Origin of the sequence: Nitrosococcus oceani ATCC 19707, assembly GCF_000012805.1 — a bacterium.
Classification (GTDB): domain Bacteria; phylum Pseudomonadota; class Gammaproteobacteria; order Nitrosococcales; family Nitrosococcaceae; genus Nitrosococcus; species Nitrosococcus oceani.
This window is the reverse complement of sequence record NC_007484.1, coordinates 387,678-408,385: the sequence shown is the minus strand read 5'-3', so window position 1 is coordinate 408,385 and position 20,708 is coordinate 387,678. Positions and strand designations below refer to the sequence as shown.

Genomic DNA, 20,708 nt, shown 5'->3' with positions numbered 1-20,708 from the left:
TCTTTATTCTGTGGTGGCTTTTAATTTAATTAAGCGCCAACGTATACTGTCCCGAAAAATTCAAGCAGAAACGATGACGAAACTTTTATTCATGGACAAAGCTACATAACCTTCATCTTCTCACCGCTCTAGGCTATAAAATAAATCGGCGCCGGTTTCAAGGCCCGTTTCGGCTTGTACGCTCCAATTTTTGCTCAAAATATAGCGCATTCGAAAAGAGCTAAAACGCTCAAATAACCCGATTCCATAACCAATGTAAAGACTGGGTGAGAGCTGCTTGCCCAGCATCAACATCTCACTTTGGGTATCCCCATTCCCATTACCGTTATCAGCGGATTCAATCCCCACATCTTCCAAACCAAAGATTTTTCCAAGCCGTTTAGCAAGGAGGGTGCCACCGGACAAGCCAAGAGAAGTCGCAGCTTTAGTCAATAATTCGCCGTCACCCCCAGAAGCTCCCGCCAAAGGCCGCCCTAGGATCAAATAGGCCAGGATATTGCTCTCATCCATCGACGGCTCAGAAAATAAAGTGAGCACTGGTTCACTGGCAGCCCCCCGGATGCGCGCTCCAACGACTATATTACCATTATCAACCTCACGTACTGCTTCTACGCTCAGCCGGGGATCATCAATAGGTCCGGCAAAAACCACCTGACCCTGCCGAATATTTAACTGCTGTCCATAGGCTTTATATTCACCCTTAACGATCTGGAGTTCACCGCTTCCCCGTGTAGCCTTTCCGGGAGTTTCCGTCACTAATAGGCTCCCGGTTATTCCCCCTTTAAAACCAAAGGCCCGCACTGAAATATCATCGCCCAAAATAATTCTGACTCGGGCATAAATGGGCACAGCCTTTTTTTCAGTTTCCTTTTCCTGGGATATGATCACTACGTCTTGGGAAACTGGCACCCCCCCTCTGCTCTCAATATCCTTGATCACTAAAGTGGCCTCTGGTATTACAACTTCCCCTTCCACGCGAATCGCTTCTTCTGCCTTCGTGATCTGCAACTGAGGTGAGATCAATACCCTGATATCCGAGGTCCCCATGGCTTCAAAACGTTCTCCGGTCACCGTCACCTTAGCGGGCCAACCCGCCTCAGGTTCCAGACGAACCTGGCCATTGACAGCTAACTCTCCCTCCCCCGAGTGTACCCCGCCCGTGAAAACGATCCTATCTTGCTCGCTTGCCTCTGCCCGCAACCGGATCTTTATCAACTTTAACCCCAGGGGAACGACCTGGGCGCTTCCTTCTTGAAGCACAACTTCTCCCAGTAATTGAGGTGCGGCAACCTGTCCTCCCAAGGTCAGATCTGCCCGCAATTGTCCCTGAACCGCTTCCAATTCTGGTATCAGCGTTTCCAAAAAAGCGAGATCCCTAAAAGCCATTGAGATCTGGCCATCTAAAGGCAATTGCCCCAAGGCAGTTAGATCCAAAGGAGCAGAAGGCAGGCGCAGAGAGGCCCTAACTGGCGCTGTGCCAGGATCGGCTGAAAGTAGCTCAAAACCTGCTTTCCCTCCCCTATCTTCCAAATTAAGCCTGGCCTGCATGTCTTGATAGGGAAAGCGCAGAGACTGCCCCTCAGGTGTCACTTGGGTTAATTGAACCCCGGAAGCCGCAAGCTGCATCCGGGCCTGGACTAACTGGTGAGCCTCTCCCTGTGCCTGCACCTCGCCCCCAATCACCCCTTCCAGTGCTGTTTTTTCCGGTAAAAGCGGCCCTAGCATTGCTAACGGGAAATCCTCTAGCTTGAAACTTCCTCGCCAAAAACTTTCTTCCTGCCAACTGCCACCTAGGCAGAGCTGGGCAGATTGCTGCCGCCAGCACCAAGGAGCGAGATCAATATTGCTGCGACTCAGAGTAAGGGAAGTGGCGCTCACTGCCTCCCAGTGACCCATGAGCGAGTCCGTAAGCTCGGTCTTGGTAATTTCTCCCTGCCAAACCTCCTCTTTCCAGGAGCCTTGGAATCCAAGGTCCAGGGAACGCTCCGGCGCCTTCACTGCCAGACTCAGTTTATGGTGCAATGGCGTGCCGCCCCCCTCAATAGCCACAGAGCGGAGAGTCTGGTCTGCCAAAGTGAAATCCGAGGCATCGATCCGCACCTGCGATGACTGCTTCCCCTGTAAGTCCACATCCACATTAGCCATCACCGATTCCACTTGATAATCCTGATAGGCCAGAGCTTTCCCCTGGAGTCGAAAGGTAAGTTCCGGGCCTGTAAGCGGCCCTTTCGCATGCCCCTTTACTAACAAATCCCCTTGAGCCTCCGGCAGCAGTTGGGAAAGATCCGGGGAAGAGAGATGCCACTTTAGCGCTAGCCGCTCATTGACCGTTCCCCCCAAAGAAAGCCGGGAATCTCCCGAGCGTAACTTTAAATCGGCAATACGCCAGGTATTATCTTGTCGTTGAACTCTTCCCTGGGCCGCTACTGGATAGCCCCGTAGGGAGCCAGAAAGGGCGTGGAGATCAAGCGTGATATCCTGGGCGTCCTCCTCTAAAACACCGTTAGTATCACTGCTAAAGGACAATACTCCTGGCCATTCTGGCCATTCCTTCGACAGATTAAGCGCTTCTCCGTCTACTCGCACATCCCAGGCCAAGGCGGGAGTCCAGCGGAAATTGCCCGAACCACTCAAAACCCCATCCAACAATTGTCCCCGTAACTTCTCTAACTCAAACTGGGTGGTATCGCCGGTACCCATCAAATGCCACTCGCTGGTGGGAATATCCTGACCGGCAAGAGCGCTGTTCAATTGTAACCGGTAGGCGGCTGGCGTTCCTTCCAAGGTCAATTGGCCCCGGTTGCTGGAAACTTGAGCCGTCCCTCTCAGGGGCCAAGCCATATCTTGCCACTGGCCCGCAAGGCTCATACGAGGCTGGTCTTCTGCCATCATCACCTCCCCCCGGAGCGCTAACCGAGCAGGCCCCTCAACTTGCCGCAAGGTCAGCCGGTCCAGGAGCCAATGCCCCATGGCAAGCTGTTCCACCGAGAGACTGCCCCTCACTTCGCCTGTTTGAGCCTCCTGAATCTGATAGGAGGCTCGTACCTTAAACTGTTCCAAGCTCCCTGCGCCCTTAAGGTCTAACCCAAAACGTACTGCTGGCCACTGGGCAGATAAATGCTGCAATTCGACCCCGGGAACCTCCAGCGCCGCAACCCAGCGAGGCTGTTCCAATAGCTCAAAAAGCCTGCTTCGGAATTGCAGATGGAAGGGAGCTTGAACGGTTTGGTGTAGAGTCAACTGGCGAAGATCTCCTTTCACCCTACCAATGCCAGTGACCTTCCCCAACTCGGGAACCGGTGCCCCCCAAGCCAGGGCGAACGCCATGGGATAAGCCTCCTGGAAAGCCATCTCTCCACTCACCTGCACCTCTCCTTGGGGAGCAGAAACCCCCAATTCGCCTACTTGTAAGGCTTGGCCATCGAAATTCCCCTTGAAGACAATAGTATTAATAACCACAGGGGACGATCCAAGGGGAGTTAAGGAAATATTTTGCAGCCGGACGTCTTCTGCCTTAGCTTTTAAAGGGATCTGTATTTCGGGAAGCACTATCGGCTCTTGCGAGGCCGTAGACTCCCCTGGGCGTTTTTGGCGCCAGCTGACTTCTCCAAGATGAAGCTGCTCCACCCAGAAAGTTGCCCCCAACAAGGCTGCCGGCCGCCAGGCAAAGTGAAAATACCCGACTTCAAGAGTAAAATCCGGAGTCCGGTAGCGCAATCCGGTCAGGGTAAGCGCCTCCCCCAAAGTCCCCTCAACCTGTTGGGTTTCTAACTCTCCCGGAATCACCTGGGCCACCTGGGCCAATAATTGCCGAGTTCCCACCTCAGTCAAGAGCAAATAGGCAAGCCCCCCTACCAGCAGCACTAACAACAGCAGAATAAAAGCGCCAATCGAACGCAGTAGCTTCACAGATCAGGGCCTAAATTAACATGAAGACGGAAAGGCGTACCAGATTTAGAAAGAGCGAAGGCAAAATCCACCCGGATAGGGCCCACGGGGGAAATCCAACGGACACCCACCCCTGCTCCCTGCTGTACCTCCAGCGAAGAAAAATTATTAAAAGCATTTCCCGCATCATAAAAGGCAGCGGCAGCCCACTTATCCAAAAAACGATATTCGTACTCCACACTCCCCACGAGAATATTTTTTCCGCCTATCACTCGACCCCTCTCGTTAGTGGCGCCCAAAGAGCTGAAAGCATAACCGCGTACACTCTGATCGCCACCAGCAAAATAGCGCACCGAAGGAGGAAGATTCGCAAAATCTGAAACCCAAGTCGCACCCGCGTCCCCCCGCACCAACAAACGACTGCGGCGGCCTAAACGCCGGATGATTTTTCCTTGCAAGGTGAGCTGGAGAAAAGTGTTGTTGGAAAGAAGTTCCTGAGCAGCGCCTTGTAATTCTAAACTAAGTCGGTTGCCTCGCTGGGGATAAACAGGATCGTCGGCCTGCCTCCGAAACCAGCTAATCCCTGGAATTAAAAGTTTAGCCAGGCCTGAATCACCGCCGACGTCAAAATCCTCCCACCGGTAGTCTAAAAACAAGGTTTCCTGCCAACCGCCCGGCCGGGCGACAATCCGCCGAGCTCCAAACAGCGCAATGTGGCTATTGCTAGTGACGGTTGAACGTCGGCCAATACTGGAGGCAATCCTGACTTGATCGGTGCGGGGATCGCCGATAGGAATAATATAACTTGAATCGAGGGTTTGGTTAATTTTAGAAGTATTCAAGGCAAAGCTAAAACGATGCCCATAGCGGTTGACATACCGGTTCTTCCACCCCAGATTAAGTCGCGGCCCCGTATTGGTCCCAAAACCTACTCCCACTGAATAGCGATTGCGCTTCTCTGCTTGTAAGTATACCGATATAGGCACTTTAAGCTCCGCCGCTTGTTGTGGACGAGGTTCCACCTCTACTACCGCAAAATAATCGCTATCCACCAACGCCGTCTGTAGTTCAACTACTTTTGAACTTTGATAAAATTCTCCCTCCTGGAAAGGCACATAGCGGGTCAAGAGCTGAGGCCGTAATACGGTTTCGGTAAAGGTAACCGGGCCAAATTGGTAGCGGGGACCGGTATCAAAACGCAAAATAGCACGGGCTGAGTATGTCTCCAGGTTTATTCGCAACACCTGCTGGGTAAAATTTGCCTGGAAATAACCGCGCTCGGCAGCCAATCGCTGCAAGGCCGACTTTCCCTGCTCATAATGGGTCTGATTTAGAAATTCCCCCTCCTTAATGGGGAAATTCTGTTGTAACGCCTGGAAAGCAGAATCTTCCGCCCCCCCTCCTGTGACAGTTAAATCCACCTCCCCCACCCTCATCCGGGGACCCGGATCGATGCGATAGCGGGCTAGCCATCTCTTAGGATGCTGCTGCAGTTCCGCCTCGATCCGGGGCTGGTAGTAACCATATACTGCAAGAGCGGTTTTAATCTCATCCTCCGCCTTGCCATGAAGCCGGCGAATGACTCCCTCGGCTAATTGAGCATCTTCCTTCTGGTGGGCAATGCTCAGATAAGCCATGACGTTTTCCAGGGCTTCCCCTTTTACACCCTCTACTTCTGTTTCAAGATAGACTTGGGACCAAGCCGCTCCAATCTTCACGAAAAATAATAAGAGACAGAAGAAAATCCGCACAGGGAACGCCAACACTATTTTATTAATTTTCAAAGATAAATCCCTTTAATGCGCTCCTGCATACTAACAATCTACGGCATTGTCGCTCAATATGCGATACTTAAAATGCACCGGGAAACAGATTAAAATATCTTTTGGGATAGACGGCGCGTCCCTTAAACACGCTTAGTCTGGTCTTGAGCATAAAATAGCTATTTTAAAGCGGGGTTTTTAAGCAACTCACAGCGGTATGATGGGTGATTGCCTCAACTAAGCGTAACGTAATCAGTCCCCCTCTTGTATCTGGAACTGGATGCCCTATATTACCTCAATATCAGTGCTCAGCTGATGGATTGCATAGTAAACCAAACCAACTGATAGAAAAATAGAAATGCTCTCTCCAAGCGCCATGATTCCCACCATGAACTACCCGCTAATCTTGACCTTACTTCTCTCAGTCCTATTTCATGGAATACTGCTATTAGGCATGGATCAACTGAAGTTCTTTCCTCCCCCTACGCCAATCCCCCTCCCCTTGGAAATTATTCTCGTTCCCTTCAAGCAAGAAAAAATTCCGAAAAAACCGAACGTTCTTGCCCAAGCCGGCAAAATAAGCAAAAGCGAAAAAGAGGAAAGACATCCACTAGCGCCCAGCGCGCCTTCCCCTTTAGCCGCTCCCCCACGGGTACCCACCAGTCCAGCAATCCAACCTGCGCCGGCAGTTTCTAAGCAAAAACTTCCTCCGCCCAAACAGACAGCCCTATCTCCCTTACTCACTCAAAAACGGGCTACCCCTTCCCCTAGCAAACCACAACAGATACCGGCGTCCACCTCCCCAGAAATTCCGGAAACGACCTCTCCCCGCCCCTCGGCCCGAGAACTCATCGCCGCCCTAGAGGGACAGCTTGCCAGAGAAATTCAGCGTTATGCCAACCAACCCCGTAAGCGATACCTCGACTCCAACACCACGGAGTACGCGGCGACCGCCTACCTAGATGCCTGGCGTAAAAAAATAGAACGGGTCGGGAAAATGAATTATCCAGAGGAAGCCAAACGGCGGGGACTCTCGGGAAGCCTCATTCTAGTGGTCGATCTTAATCCGGATGGGACGGTAGCTAATATTGTGGTGCGCCATTCTTCTGGCCATCAGGCATTAGATAAAGCGGCTATCCGAATCGTACGCTTAGCCGCCCCTTTCGCCAACATACCTGCAAACGTACTCCAAGGCCACGATATACTTTCTATCACCCGGACCTGGCAATTCCACAGCGGGAAAGATTTTAGTTCTCGCTAAGGTCGGGGTCGCAAGAAAAATGCTGCTTGGTATAATGATGCTTAATCATGAAAACAATGTGCTATTTCCGTAATCATTTCTTGATAGCCATGCCTGCTCTGGATGATGTCAATTTTGCTCGCACGGTCACCTTCATCTGCGAACATAACCAGGATGGCGCCATGGGCATTATTATCAACCGCCCTTTGAGCATCACGCTTGACCAGATGCTGCAACATATAAAAGTTAAAGACTGCCCTCAAGAGGTAGGAGAGATGCCCGTGTTTCTGGGTGGCCCTATCCAACAAGAGCGGGGATTTGTGTTGCACCGTCCCATTGGCCAGTGGGAAACTACCCTAAGGGTTGGCGATGAAGTGGGCATTACCACCTCCCGTGATATCCTTGACGCCATTACCCAAGGAAAAGGCCCTCCACAGACTCTCATTGCTCTGGGTTACGCTGGCTGGGGTCCTAATCAACTGGAACAAGAACTAGCGGAAAATGCCTGGCTAAGCACCCCTGCCAACAGTACGGTCGTTTTCGACACCCCCTACCAGCAGCGCTGGGAAGCAGCCGCTGCCCTGGCAGGAGTCGATCTTTCCCGTCTCTCCGGAGAAATTGGACACGCATGAGCGCAACCCTTGATGCCCCCTCTCCCTCAAAACCCCGGATCGTCCTCGGATTCGACTTTGGGCTGCGCTATATTGGGGTGGCTGTTGGTCAAGAAGTAACGCATAGCGCTAACCCCTTAACGACTCTGAAAGCCCATGAAGGAAATCCTGATTGGAACCAAATCACCCAACTCATCAGGCAATGGAACCCTGACTTGCTGATTGTCGGGTTACCGCTTAATATGGACCAATCTGAACAGTTTTTGACTAAAGCAGCCCGCCGCTTTGGTCATCGTTTGCACGGCCGGTATGGCCTGGCCGTAGAATGGGTTGATGAGCGTTTATCCACCGTCGAGGCCCGGGAACGGTTAAATATTAAATCCTCCGCCTCTGGCCGCCGCCAAGGCATCGATCAGATGGCTGCCCAGTGTATCTTGCAGACTTGGTTAACAGAACAGCAAACCATCCGTCACTAAAATTACGGATTTTCTGCGCGAGGTCCTTATGAATATCCCGCAGCCCGTTTCGTTAAATATAGATGCTTTATTCCGCAATCTAGCAACAGGCCTGAACCAGCGGATGGCTGAACAAGAGCGGAATAAACCAGCCATGATTGGTATTCATACAGGGGGCGTATGGGTTGCGGAACGTTTATTGAATCAGCTAGATAACCTCGTCTCTGACCCCTTGGGTGTACTTAACATTGCCTATTATCGGGATGATTTCACCCGCATCGGCATGCATCCCCAAGTGCAACCCTCTCAGCTGCCCTTTTCCGTGGCCGATCGGCATATCATCCTGGTAGATGACGTCCTCTACACTGGACGAACAGTAAGGGCGGCGTTAAATGAAATTTTTGACTACGGCCGCCCAGCCAGCGTCACGCTTGCCGCCCTGGTAGAGCGCGCTGGCCGGGAATTACCGATACAAGCAGATGTGGTCGGCCATCATTTGGATTTAGCGCCCAACGAGCAAGTCAAATTAACTGGCCCAGATCCTCTGCAGTTCAGTATCCAATATATTGACCCCACGGAATGAGCAACCTGCAACTGGACCAGAACGGCCAATTACGCCATTTCCTCAGCATCCAGGGGTTAAACCGGGAGTTACTGACCCGAATTTTGGATACAGCCGAGTCTTTTTCCACCATCGGCGCCCAACACGTAAAAAAGGTTCCCCTGTTACGAGGAAAAACCATTGTCAATCTCTTTTTTGAAAACAGCACCCGAACCTTGAGCACTTTTGAGTTGGCGGCCAAGCGCCTCTCGGCAGATGTTATGAATTTGAATGTGCGCACCTCCTCGACCCAGAAAGGGGAAAGTCTGCTGGATACCCTCCGCAGCTTGGAGGCCATGCATTGTGATATGTTCGTGGTCCGCCACTCTGATAGCGGTGCCGCTTACTTTATTGCTCGTCATGTTCCTTCCCATGTCAGCGTAATCAATGCCGGAGACGGCTGCCACTCCCACCCTTCCCAGGCCATGCTGGATATGCTCACTATCCGCCGCCACAAGGGCTCGTTTCCCAATCTGCGGGTGGCTATTGTCGGCGATATCCTCCACTCCCGGGTAGCTCGCTCCGAAATCCACGCCTTGGCAACCTTGGGCACGGGGGAAATCCGAGTGATTGCTCCCCGGACACTATTGCCGCGCAACGTGGAATCATTAGGCGTTCACATCTTTCACGATATGCGGGCAGGACTTAAAGGGGTAGATGTAGTGATCACACTGCGGCTCCAACGGGAACGCATGGAAGGGGCACGGCTACCCAGTGAGCGGGAATATTTCCAGCTCTATGGCTTAACCGAAGAAAAACTCGCCCTAGCCCGGCCAGAGGCTATCGTGATGCATCCGGGTCCCATTAACCGGGGAATAGAAATCGAATCGGCCGTAGCCGATGGACCCCACTCGGTCATCCTGGAGCAGGTCAGCCATGGTATTGCTATTCGCATGGCGGTCATGGCCATGACCATGCAGATACCGGTCCCTGAAGCCAAGGAGGCCCGCTAATGCGCACGACCATCCGGGGCGGGCATCTCATTGACCCCTATAACAAAATAGACGGACTCCAGGATCTCTATCTGGCTGAAGGCCGGGTGGTGGCCATTGGCAGCGCCCCCGAAGGCTTTAGGGCTGAACAAGAAATTGATGCCCAAGACCAAATCGTGTGCCCAGGGCTGATTGATTTACAGGCACGCTTACGGGAACCAGGCCAGGAACAAAAAGGAACTATCGCTACGGAAACCCTGGCTGCCGCTAAAGGCGGCATCACCACTCTCTGTTGTCCACCGGATACCCTCGCAATCATTGACACCCCTGCCGTGGTCGATTTAATCGCCCATCGGGAAGCCCAGTACCAACGAACTCGAATTCTACCCTTGGGCGCCCTTACCCAAGGACTGCAAGGATTACAATTGGCGGAAATGGGTATTCTGCGGGAAGCAGGCTGCGTGGGAGTCAGCAATGGCCTGATGCCCATTGCCAATAGCCAAGTGATGCGCCAGGCCATGGAATATGCAGCCACCCTGGGAATCACCCTTTTTCTTTATTCCCGGGATCCTTGGCTCGGCATTGAAGGCTGCTGCCATGAAGGGATCGTCAGCGCTCGCCTCGGCTTAGCGGGCATCCCCGAAACCGCGGAGACCGTCTCCCTGGCCCGAGATCTGCTACTCATTGAACAAACTGGCGTACAAGCCCATTTTTGTCATCTTTCCAGCGCCCGGGCGGTGCGAATGGTCCGGGAAGCACAAACCGAAGGGTTGCCAATAAGCGCGGATGTAACAGCCTATCATCTCCACTTGACCGAGCACGATATTGGAGAATTTGACAGCCAGTGCCACGTCATCCCGCCCCTGCGCTCCCTGCGGGATCGGGATGCCCTCCATGAAGGTCTGCGGGATGGTACTTTCAGTGCCATTTGCTCCGATCATCAACCCCATGAGTTCGATGCTAAGCTGGGCGCTTTCCCCATTACCGAACCAGGAATCTCGGGACTGGAAACCTTGCTGCCCCTCTCTTTACGGCTAACCCAGGACGATACCCTGACTCTTGCCGAGGTTATCGCGTATCTTACCTGCCAACCCGCTCAGGTGTTGGGTATTGAAGGCGGCCATTTGGCGCCGGGGCAACGGGCAGATATTTGTATATTTGATCCCCATTGCCATTGGACCTTCAAGCCTGAAGAAATGGCCAGCCAGGGGAGAAACACCCCCTTTGGAGGCTGGGAATTTCAAGGAAGGGTCACTTATACTCTCCTGGAAGGGCGGGTGGTTTTTGCTGCGGCAGACGAAACACCATGACACCCCAATCCCACCGGGACACTATCCTGATAGAGGAGGGAAAAATCCTGGCCCAGGATGCCCACCCAGGGGAGCAATACGTGCTGTGGGTTGCCGCCCCTGGTATCGCTTCCCGCGCTACCCCAGGCAGCTTCGCCCATCTCCAGTGCGATTCGGGTCTCCCCATGCGCCGCCCCCTCTCCATCATGCGAGCCGATGCCAAGCATGGCTGGGTTGAATTTCTTTACAAAGTGGTGGGGCAGGGTACGCAGCTGCTAGCCCAGCGAAAGCCGGGTGAGCAGATCAGCATCCTGGGCCCCATCGGGCAACCCTTCCGGGTGGACCCCGCCTATCCCCGGCCCTTGCTCCTTGGCGGCGGGGTAGGCATCCCTCCCATGGTATTTTTAGCCGATACCCTGCGCCAAGCCGGGCATTTCAATCCGTTGGTGCTCATGGGTTCGGAAATCCCTTTCCCCTTCCGGCAACGGCCTTCCCAATTTCTAATACCGGGGCTACCAGAGGGAGTCATCGGCGCCATGCCGCTCTTGGAAGGTTGGAAAATTCCCAGCCGATTGGCTAGTCTTCAAGGCTATCCCGGCTGTTTCGAAGGCTTTATCACCGACCTGGCTCGCCATTGGCTGCACACGCTTGCTCCAGCCCAACAGCGAGAAGTTGCCATATATGCCTGCGGTCCCCACCCCATGCTAGCGGCCACGGCCCAACTCGCCCGGGAATTTGGCCTCCCCTGCCAAGTCTCCCTAGAAGAATTCATGGCCTGTGCCGTGGGCGGTTGCGCTGGCTGCGTGGTAAAAGTCCAGACCCGACAAGGACCCGCCATGAAACGAGTCTGCGTGGATGGACCCGTATTTGATGCCGAGGCGGTGTTTACCTGATAAGAAAGCGCCTATGCTAGCATCTCACTCTAGGATTTTAGACTCACTTTAAGGCAATGAACGACCAACAACTCCTACGCTACAGCCGGCAAATCTTACTACCCCAAATTGATATCGAAGGCCAGCAAAAATTGCTCGATTCCCGGATTCTAGTGGTGGGCGTGGGCGGTTTAGGGTCACCTATCGCCTTGTATCTAGCTGGAGCCGGGGTAGGACAATTGACTCTCGTTGACCCCGATGAGGTAGAGCTTTCCAATCTGCAGCGGCAAATTTTGCACGATAGCAACGTCATCGGCTTACCCAAGGTAGAATCGGCACGCCGCCGCCTGCAGGCTCTGAACCCCGAGGTGGAAGTGCGGCCAATAGCCGCTCGGTTGGAGGGAAAGGACTTAGAAGCGGTGATTGCCCAGGCGGACGTAGTTGTGGATGGGAGTGATAATTTCGCTACCCGCTTTGCCTTGAATATCGCTAGCGCCCGGGTAGGCCGGCCCCTGGTTTCTGGCGCCGCCATTCGCATGGAAGGACAGGTGGCGGTGTTTGATAGCCGGCAACCGGACGGAGCTTGCTACCATTGCTTGTTTCAGGAAGGCGGGGAGAACGAAGAAGAGACCTGTTCCCAAACCGGCGTACTAGCCCCCTTGCTAGGAATTATCGGCAGCGTCCAAGCGATGGAAACCCTTAAGTTGCTATTGGGTATAGGACGAAGTTTGCATAATCGGCTATTATTACTCGATGGGCTGAGCATGCGCTGGCGCGAAACCCGAATTCAGCAAGATCCCCAGTGCCCTATTTGTAACGGCTCGCGAGAGAGATGGCGGGAGTTGGCTTAATGGCAGAAGTCATACTTCCCCGCCCCTTGGTTAACCAACTGCTGCACCAGGCACAGGTAAAGCCCCAGCAGGAAATATGCGGACTGATCAGCGCCCGTAACGGTCTCCCTTCCCGCTGCTATCCCATCAATAATATTGCGCCGGAACCACAACGGCATTTTTTCATGGATCCCCAGGGCCAAATCGCGGCCATGCGCCGTATGCGCGAAGAGGGTGAGGAATTATTTGGTATCTATCATTCCCATCCTGAAACTGCGCCTTTGCCCTCAAAAAGCGACCTTGCCCAAGCGGCTTACCCTGGCGCATTATATTTAATTATTTCCCTCAATACTAAAGGCGTCCTGGAGATGCGAGGCTTTCGGTTGCAAGGAGAGGTATACGAGGAGATCGAGCTACAATTATAATTTACCTCTCAGGCGCGGGGAAAATACCGGTAATAGCGTTTCTCCTGCGTAAGCGTTTCATCATCCAAATGGGATCGGTTACGATGAAAAAATTGATAGCGCTTAGCTTGCTGAGTGGATTTCTCTTGGGAAATGTTACCTATCCTAACTTGACGGGCTATCTGTCCGCTGATTTGATTCTAGGAGATAATACTTTTCCCGCCTTAAGAATATGGGATTTTGTTGATCGCTTGATCAACCCCCATCTCTTTGTTTCCAATACCGCTCGCTCTGAAGGGGATACCCCTACCTACCTTTATACCTATATCCCTGCCGATGTTTCGGGTACTCACACGCCACTTGCCGCGGCTGTCCGTTCAGAAGGAATGGCAGAGGCGGCAGGCGCTTTTTTTTATGGCGAGACTGAAGGGCCGGGCCCCGCCTTTGGCGGCAACAGCCTTGCCGCTACCTACTCAGGTGCTCCAGCGATCGGGTTCGAAGTCAATGGATTAAATTTTTCTGGCAATCCCCTAGCTCCAGTGCGGGGCATCGATATTGTCAATGGTGGAAATGCGGCTACACAATGGGCATTAGGAATTGAGACTTCAACTGACCGGCCCCAGGGAAAACCCAAAGTCGGTATTATGCTAGCAGGCTCCGCCCATGGCTTTCCCCATGCCCCCGCAAGCGAAAGCGGGATGGTTATTGATCATATTGATTCCGGTGAAGCCATCCGTATTCAGGCCGGTGATCGTATCAGCTTTAATAACGAAGGGACCATTTACATGAAATACAACCCGGCAACCCAGCAAATCGAGTTTTATAATCAAGACGAATTAAAGTTCGCGATTCCTATGTAACCGGGGTTGGGCGCATGAATTGAAACCCTCTCTTTGAATACTTTTATTAAAGTTTGAAAACTTTTCCCTTAACCAAGGAATACAGACTATGAGTTTTGGAAATATCGTTGGACAGTTACTACAAGGAATGAGCAGTCAAAGTCATTCTAGGCTAGAGCGTACGGCTAGCCCCGAGGGTCTTGGTGGCCTAGTGGATATTGCCCAGAAATTTCTTAGCAATAAGCAGGCGGGCGGCATGACCGGAGGACAGGTTGGTGGCCTTGGCGCCCTGGCTGGGGCGCTCCTTGGTGGTGGTGGCAGTGCGGCAAAAGGTGCTCTCGGCGGAAGTGCCATGGCGATTTTAGGCACATTGGCAGTCAGTGCGCTTCAAGACAAGCAAAATACCCCAACCTCGTCAGGGAACCTTACCTCTGGGGCACAACCTCTGCCGCAAGAGCAAATCGAGGCGCTGGCTGCGCCCCAAACAGAACAACTTATGGTCCGGGCCATGATTACCGCGGCCAAGGCGGATGGGCAGCTTGACCAGAAGGAAATGGATAATATCTTCGGCAAGATCAGCGCTGACGGCGTGACCGATGAGGAACGTCAGCTCGTCATGGATGAATTAAGCCGTCCAATGGATTTACAAGCGCTAGTCTCGGCAGTGCCAAACAAAGCGGTTGCCGCCGAAGTATATGCCGCTTCATTGTTCGCCATTGACATTGATACCGAGGCTGAAAGAGCTTACCTGCAGCAATTAGCCCAGGCTCTAGGACTAGATAGGGCAACGGTTAGCCGTCTCCACGAACTAACGGGTTCGCCTATTGCCTGAAAAAATAGGCGCTTGACAACGCCGAGTGTCTATTAAATTGACTAGCCGTAATAAGACTCAATATCTTGCCGGCTTAATACTCCATACGTTCGTATGCGGGTGGGTCCTATGCGCCGCGTCACATACAGCATTTTAGCTTGGCTAGCATCAAGGATTTCCAGGGCTTCCTGGAGGGTCGCATAGAAAGAGACAGCCTGGATATCTTCCCGGACTGCGGGAATTTCCATGAGATTGAGAGACCCTTGTTCTTCATCGCTTAAGGCTCGGGCCACATCAGCAGCCTGCACTACGGAATGGGGCTGGAAATCCTGTTTCACCAGCACCCAACGGGGATTTTGCGCGAGGGCTTGAAGTGCGGCTTCCCGATCAGTGATAACGGGTAGTTCTACAAAGTGGCGATCCATCACGCTTGCCACCCCGGCTTGCCGGAGCCTGAGAGAGATGGGCGCATAATGATAGTCTAGGCCGTGAGTTCGCAGTAGCATCAGAAACAGAGCCTGTTGATGAAGCCCCTCTCGCGCCACCAAATTAGCTACGACTACTGCTAGCATTCCTGGAAAAAGGATATAGGTACCGGCGGTCAGTTCTACCAAGGCCATAAGGGCCGCCAGGGGTGCTTGTAAGGTTGCGCTCATCATGGCGGCCATCCCCACCATGGCATAAAGGGCAATAGGGGATGCTTCTTGCGGCAGCAAAGCCGTGCCAATAATTCCTAACGCACCGCCCGCCGCAGTGCCAATAACCAGGGTGGGACCAATAAGCCCTCCTGGTATGCCCAGGCCCACGCAAGCAGTGGTGGCAAATAATTTAACGATAGTGATGACGACCAGAGCACTCAGACCAAATTGACCCATAAGTATGGCGTTTACCGTATCGTAACCCAGGCCCATGATTTCGGGGACGGCAATACTACAAAGGCCGACTAGCAGCCCAGCAGCGGTGCAGCGTTGCCACACAGGGCGCTGCTTCTCCAACCCGGAAAAAAAGCGCATTAACCGATTATAAACAGCCGCCAAAATTCCCACGACGAAGCCAATCAAGACCAGATAAGGGAAATCAAGCAGGGAATGCATTTCGGTGGGAGGCACGAAAAAAGCGGGTGAAGGGCCAAACACGGCCCAGGAGATGGCAGCCCCTACCACGGCAGCCAGAATGATAGGCGCCACCCCGGCGAGTTGATATTGCATCATGATGACCTCCATTGAGAAGAGGACACCTGCCAGAGGAGTATTAAAGGAAGCCGCGATGGCCGCCGCAATACCGCAGGCTACTAAAGTACGGAGGGCATTATTAGGCAATTCCAGCCATTGTCCCAGCAAGCTGCCACCAGCAGCCCCTAGATGCACACTAGGGCCTTCCCGTCCCACCGAGTGGCCACAGATAATAGAGAGTGCGCCCGTCACAAATTGCTGCAGGGCATTACGCCAAGGCAGGCGACCCTGGTAATAGGCAATCCGCTCTAAAACATGCACCACCCCCACCGCACGATAGGTATGGGCAAGCTCTTGTAGCAATCCGATGCTCAGGCCCCCCACGATGGGGAACAATAACCGTTCGAGCCAATCGAGACTTTCAAAATCATCTACCTGGTGGCTAGGAAGCAGGGCAATCTGATCCACATCCACCGCTAGCCGAAAAGCCACGGTCCCTCCTCCCGCCAGCAACCCTGTCAGTAAGCCAAGGAGGGAGAGCTGGGGCAGGGCCTCTGCCGAAGCGACACGGATTCGCAGATTTTCTAAGGGAGTTTTTAGATTGAACAAATTGAACAACAGGTTTACAAGGCTAAATAAAATGTACGTTAGACTAAAAAATTACCAGCTCGCCTATACTGAAATCTGCTTAAAAATCGATAAGCCCGCAACCGAACGTTTCATGGATAGCATGAAGCGCTCCCCAAATTCACCACCGCATTCGCTACGAATTATGAAATACCGCCGCTTCAAAACCTATGGCAAGCGGAAGTAAACCTGCGGAAACAAGGTCGACAAATCACTTACTGCTGCTTGTGGTTACTATCACTAATCTCAAAACTAACGCTATTTAAACCTATCCTTTTACCCCCTTGCTAGGGCAAATAGAATAGCGCTATGGGCTAGGACCCAGCACCTCTTTATGGAAACCTATCAGCTGATGCCTCATTTTATGGAGGCTCGCTACATATCCTGAGCTTTTCCCAGCCCAGAGCGGAAAAATGCTATGGGAGAAACAACGCAAGCCGCGCTACAAGATGGCTCAATGCTTTTTAGCCGCCTGTAGCTCCAATGCCAATTGATAAAGGCGATTTTTTTTAAATCCAGTAATATCAACCGCTAGGGCAACCGCTTGCTTCAAAGGTAAAACCGCCACCAGGGGCCGCAGTACCCGTAGGGCCTCCTGCTGGATAGCGTCTTGTTCTTTTTCCGCGCCATGAACCAATAATACCAATTCCCCCCGACTCGACTCTGGCGTCTGCCTGGCCCAACTAAGGAGGAAAGAAAGCGTTCCCCCCTGGACTGTCTCATAGCGCTTAGTCAACTCCCGCGCAACCACAGCCTCCCTATCCGGCTCAAACGCTTCTATCATTGCTTGGAGAGTCTCTAGCAAACGGCGAGGCGCCTCATAAAAAATCAGTGTGCGGCTCTCCTCGGCTAATTGCAGCAATCGAGCCTGTCGAGCACCCGTTTTAGCAGGCAAAAAACCCTCGAATACAAAGCGATCAGAAGGCAACCCCGCCACCGATAAGGCCGCCACCAAAGCGCAGGGACCAGGGATAGGCAGCACCTCTATCCCTGCGTGCCGTGCCTGGCGAACAACCCGGTAGCCGGGATCGCTGATTAGCGGTGTCCCAGCATCACTAATCAGCGCCACCGAAAGACCCTCCCGACAACGAGCAATCAAAAGCTCAGCCCGTCGCCTTTCGTTATACTCATGCAACGAGATCATTGCCGTGGTAATTCCAAAATGACGCAATAAAGCCGCGCTGTGACGGGTATCCTCAGCAGCAATCAGGTCTGCCTTCCGTAGGATCTCCTGAGCCCGGGGACTGAAGTCTCCCAAGTTGCCAATAGGCGTCGCCACGACATAAAGAGTACCGTTCATAGAATAAAGATCAGATAGACTGCCTCTAGGCTGCTTTACAGGTAGCGGTTAATATTACCCGTTTTAAGTATATTGATGTGACATGTATCCTCTTATTCCTATGGTGATCTTTTTTCGAAAAGCAGGTAATTACCTGCCGTTAGCGGGCCTTGCCATTCTGCTTGGGCTAACCGCCTGTACTTCACCGTCTCCCAAGGTTTCCCCCCAGGCACCATCATCAGAACTTGTCCAGGCTAAGGCCCTGGCGGCCGAAGGACGCTATCGTGCCGCCGCTACAGCGTATACCCAGCTGGCGGCTGACGCGCAATCGCCGCAGCGTCAAGATTACCAATTACATGCTGCTGCTGCTCTGCTCCAAGGCAATTATCAGCAAGAAGCTAAAATGCTCCTTGAGAGTATTGCACCCGAAAGCTTAGAATCGCCATTGAAGCTCCGCTATCATCTTCTGGCTGCCCAGCTTGCAATAGCAGAAGGAGAAATGAAAAGGGCCTTGCTCCTCTTAGAAGGCGTCGAAAGCTTAGGACCAAGCCTAGAGCAACAAGCCGCCCTCCATCGGCTCCGGGCGCAAGCCTATGAGCTTGAAGATAACCCCCTTGCCGCAGCCCGCGAACGAGTTCAATTAGAACCCTTGCTATCTGACGCCCAGGCCCTGCAGGAAAATCAGCGCGCCCTTTGGGGCCTGCTCATGGGCCTCTCTCCCTATACTTTTGGGTCTTTGCCTCAAGAACCTCTCTCCCCTGCTCTCCAGGGTTGGTTAGAACTCGCGCGACTTTTTCAGCGCTACCAGTTGGATTCTCCCGATTTACAGCAAGCGATAGAAAACTGGCAGGCCCGTTACCCTGGGCACTCCGCCTCCTTGCCCCTGCTTCAGGCCGAGATGGCCACCCTCCCCACGACGGCCTACCAACCCTCTATCGCTTTATTACTCCCCACGGAAGGCCAGTTTGCGGCTTCCGCCAAAGCCGTGCAAAATGGCTTTTTTGCAGCCTACTACAATGATAATAATGGCTGGCCATCTAACATTCGTTTCTATGAGGTCAAAATTGACTCTGAAACCGGTAACAGCAATATCTATAGCATTTATCAACAAGCACAAACAGAGGGCGCCTATTTTGTGGCAGGACCGCTAACTAAACAGTCATTGGCACAGCTTGTCGCAACCGGTGATTTGTCATTACCCACGCTGGCCCTTAACTATCTGGAGAAATCCCATGAAGGCATTGAAAAACTTTATCAATTCACGCTTTCTCCGGAAGATGAGGCCCGGGAGGTCGCTGAGCGGGCCTGGCACGATGGACACCGCAACGCCCTAGCCCTCATTCCCAATACCCAATGGGGTCAACGGGTGAAAGACGCTTTTGCCGAGCGGTGGGAAAGGCTAGGTGGCACCCTGGTAAAGTCTCAAGCCTATGATCCGGAGAAAGAGGATTACTCCCCTCTAATTCAACGTTTACTCGATCTTGATGATAGCCAATCCCGTCAGCGAGCACTCCAGGAGTTAGCCTTTGAGCCAGAGCGGCGCCATGAGGCTGATTTTATTTTTCTCGCCGCCTTTCCACGGCAAGCCCGCCTCTTAGTCCCCCAGCTCCGCTTCCACCGAGCAGAGAAACTGCCTGTCTATAGCTCTTCCCATATCTACACGGGGTACCCCGATCCGGAAAATGATCAGGATCTAAACGGCGTACTATTCTGCGATATTCCTTGGGTTCTCGATAAAAACGCACAAAATGATCCCAGTTACCAAAGCCTGGCCGCTGCTTATCCAAGAAATCTTGAACAACTGAAACGATTCTACGCTTTAGGCGTCGATGCTTACCGAATCATTCCCCATTTAAAGGCCCTCCAGCAGAATCAGGATATGACCTTTGATGGAGCCACAGGGACATTACAGATGGATGCTGGACGACATTTGCGCCGCACGCTGAATTGGGCTCAGTTTAAAAAAGGGCAGCCCCAGCCGGTGGCTAAATAATTCCCTTGTCTAAAACGAAATGAAGCCAGCCACCCACCGGGATAAGGGAGAGCAGGCAGAACAATTAGCCTGTCATTACCTGCAAGCGCGAGGGCTGCGTCTAACCCAGCGTAATTATCACTGCCGTCTTGGCGAGATCGATCTCATTATGGAAGACCGAGAAAGTTTGGTTTTTATAGAGGTGCGTTACCGCCGTAAGGGACGCTTTGGAGATGCCATAGATAGCATCACTCCAGCCAAACAGGCCCGCCTCATTGCGGCGGCCCAACACTACCTCCAACGAACCGGGGGGGCTCAAAATAAACCCTGTCGCTTTGATGTCGTGGGAATCACATCTGAAAAGGGAGCGGATAACATTATGTGGCTGCGGGATGCCTTTCGGGTAGAATCATAGGCAAACTTTACCAATACATACCTGGCGACGTATTTTTCCCCAATGCTACCACGGTAAACTAGAACACTCCTCAATGATGCCAACAAACAAGCCAAATCTTTCCACTAAAACAGCCATGAACAGCCGAGAACGTATCGAACAACATTTTTTCAGCAGCGCCCAGCTTAAATTATCGGCTATGAAAACCCTGGCCCCCGGCATCGAACGTGCCAGCCGCCATCTATTGGAAAGCCTCCAGCATGGTCATAAAGTTTTAAGCTGCGGTAACGGTGGTAGTGCGGCCGATGCCCAACATTTCTCCTCGGAACTAATCAACCGCTTTGAACGGGAACGCCCTGGTTTACCCGCAATCGCTCTGACTACGGATTCTTCGGCCTTAACTTCTATTGCTAACGATTATCATTATGATAATGTTTTTGCGCGTCAAATCGAAGCCTTAGGCAATGCAGGAGACATCCTCCTGGCTATTAGCACCAGTGGACAATCAACCAGCGTTATCCACGGGATTAAAGCCGCCCATGATTGTGAGATGACTATTATTGCATTGACCGGAGGCGATGGCGGTAAAATCGCCCCTTTACTGACTGAACGGGATGTGGAAATTCGCGTGCCCGCCCACAGTACCGCCCGTATCCAGGAAGTACACCTGCTCGTGATTCACTGTCTATGTGATCTGCTTGATCATGGCCTGTACCCGGAGAAATAATC

At 52.7% G+C, this 20,708-nt stretch carries 18 protein-coding genes; 14 read left to right on the top strand and 4 right to left on the bottom strand.

Features of this window, described 5'->3' with window-relative positions; translation table 11 throughout:
• Positions 1 to 120: 120 nt before the first annotated feature.
• Positions 121 to 3,909: a translocation/assembly module TamB domain-containing protein gene (locus NOC_RS02080; protein WP_002813057.1), complete on the bottom strand. Its 3,789-nt coding sequence runs from the start codon at positions 3,907 to 3,909 to the stop codon at positions 121 to 123.
• Positions 3,906 to 5,606 (bottom strand): autotransporter assembly complex protein TamA, encoded by a 1,701-nt coding sequence (locus tag NOC_RS02075; protein ID WP_370992016.1) that lies wholly within the window; start codon positions 5,604 to 5,606, stop codon positions 3,906 to 3,908. Before NOC_RS02075 ends, NOC_RS02080 begins: the two co-directional genes overlap by 4 nt.
• Before the next feature lie 403 nt (positions 5,607 to 6,009).
• Between NOC_RS02075 and NOC_RS02070 the strand changes: the two genes are divergently transcribed.
• The 11 genes from NOC_RS02070 to NOC_RS02020 all read left to right on the top strand — a co-directional run bounded on the left by NOC_RS02070 (position 6,010) and on the right by NOC_RS02020 (position 14,556).
• Positions 6,010 to 6,912: an energy transducer TonB gene (locus tag NOC_RS02070; protein WP_002812479.1), complete on the top strand. Its 903-nt coding sequence runs from the start codon at positions 6,010 to 6,012 to the stop codon at positions 6,910 to 6,912.
• A 47-nt stretch (positions 6,913 to 6,959) separates the two neighbouring features.
• A complete protein-coding gene (locus tag NOC_RS02065) occupies positions 6,960 to 7,523 on the top strand; it encodes a YqgE/AlgH family protein (RefSeq protein ID WP_002813699.1) in 564 nt (187 codons plus the stop codon).
• Positions 7,520 to 7,978 (top strand): Holliday junction resolvase RuvX, encoded by a 459-nt coding sequence (gene ruvX, locus NOC_RS02060; protein WP_002813372.1) that lies wholly within the window; start codon positions 7,520 to 7,522, stop codon positions 7,976 to 7,978. Before NOC_RS02065 ends, ruvX begins: the two co-directional genes overlap by 4 nt.
• Positions 7,979 to 8,006: 28 nt before the next feature.
• On the top strand, positions 8,007 to 8,540 hold the full coding sequence (gene pyrR, locus NOC_RS02055) for a bifunctional pyr operon transcriptional regulator/uracil phosphoribosyltransferase PyrR (protein WP_002812066.1): 534 nt from the start codon (positions 8,007 to 8,009) through the stop codon (positions 8,538 to 8,540).
• Positions 8,537 to 9,511 (top strand): aspartate carbamoyltransferase catalytic subunit, encoded by a 975-nt coding sequence (locus NOC_RS02050; RefSeq protein WP_002813207.1) that lies wholly within the window; start codon positions 8,537 to 8,539, stop codon positions 9,509 to 9,511. Before pyrR ends, NOC_RS02050 begins: the two co-directional genes overlap by 4 nt.
• The gene (locus NOC_RS02045; protein WP_002813153.1) at positions 9,511 to 10,800 is read left to right on the top strand and encodes a dihydroorotase; all 1,290 of its coding nucleotides are present in this window, start codon (positions 9,511 to 9,513) and stop codon (positions 10,798 to 10,800) included. The genes NOC_RS02050 and NOC_RS02045 overlap by 1 nt, the downstream gene beginning before the upstream one ends.
• A complete protein-coding gene (locus tag NOC_RS02040) occupies positions 10,797 to 11,672 on the top strand; it encodes a dihydroorotate dehydrogenase electron transfer subunit (protein WP_002814007.1) in 876 nt (291 codons plus the stop codon). Before NOC_RS02045 ends, NOC_RS02040 begins: the two co-directional genes overlap by 4 nt.
• A 56-nt stretch (positions 11,673 to 11,728) precedes the next feature.
• Positions 11,729 to 12,502 (top strand): HesA/MoeB/ThiF family protein, encoded by a 774-nt coding sequence (locus NOC_RS02035; RefSeq protein ID WP_002812505.1) that lies wholly within the window; start codon positions 11,729 to 11,731, stop codon positions 12,500 to 12,502.
• Positions 12,502 to 12,906, top strand: coding sequence for a M67 family metallopeptidase (locus tag NOC_RS02030; protein ID WP_002813834.1), 405 nt, complete (start codon positions 12,502 to 12,504; stop codon positions 12,904 to 12,906). Before NOC_RS02035 ends, NOC_RS02030 begins: the two co-directional genes overlap by 1 nt.
• Positions 12,907 to 12,989: 83 nt before the next feature.
• Positions 12,990 to 13,745, top strand: coding sequence for a hypothetical protein (locus NOC_RS02025; RefSeq protein ID WP_002812742.1), 756 nt, complete (start codon positions 12,990 to 12,992; stop codon positions 13,743 to 13,745).
• 88 nt (positions 13,746 to 13,833) lie between these two features.
• Positions 13,834 to 14,556, top strand: coding sequence for a tellurite resistance TerB family protein (locus NOC_RS02020; RefSeq protein WP_002814023.1), 723 nt, complete (start codon positions 13,834 to 13,836; stop codon positions 14,554 to 14,556).
• Between the two features lie 41 nt (positions 14,557 to 14,597).
• Here the strand turns inward: NOC_RS02020 and NOC_RS02015 are convergent, their stop codons facing one another.
• Positions 14,598 to 16,325 carry a chloride channel protein gene (locus tag NOC_RS02015; RefSeq protein ID WP_002812780.1) on the bottom strand — a complete coding sequence of 576 codons (1,728 nt, stop codon included), beginning with the start codon at positions 16,323 to 16,325 and terminating at the stop codon, positions 14,598 to 14,600.
• A 463-nt stretch (positions 16,326 to 16,788) separates the two neighbouring features.
• The gene (rsmI, locus tag NOC_RS02010; protein ID WP_002813430.1) at positions 16,789 to 17,634 is read right to left on the bottom strand and encodes a 16S rRNA (cytidine(1402)-2'-O)-methyltransferase; all 846 of its coding nucleotides are present in this window, start codon (positions 17,632 to 17,634) and stop codon (positions 16,789 to 16,791) included.
• 82 nt (positions 17,635 to 17,716) lie between these two features.
• On the opposite strand from rsmI, the gene NOC_RS02005 reads away from it, so the two are divergent.
• From NOC_RS02005 to NOC_RS01995, 3 genes are all read left to right on the top strand, one after another.
• Entirely contained in the window at positions 17,717 to 19,606 is a 1,890-nt protein-coding gene (locus NOC_RS02005) for a penicillin-binding protein activator (RefSeq protein WP_002813921.1), read from the top strand.
• Between the two features lie 19 nt (positions 19,607 to 19,625).
• The gene (locus tag NOC_RS02000; RefSeq protein WP_002814167.1) at positions 19,626 to 20,000 is read left to right on the top strand and encodes a YraN family protein; all 375 of its coding nucleotides are present in this window, start codon (positions 19,626 to 19,628) and stop codon (positions 19,998 to 20,000) included.
• Positions 20,001 to 20,115: 115 nt separating this feature from the next.
• Complete coding sequence (locus NOC_RS01995) at positions 20,116 to 20,706, top strand: phosphoheptose isomerase (protein WP_036498042.1); 591 nt, start codon at positions 20,116 to 20,118, stop codon at positions 20,704 to 20,706.
• Positions 20,707 to 20,708: the final 2 nt, after the last annotated feature.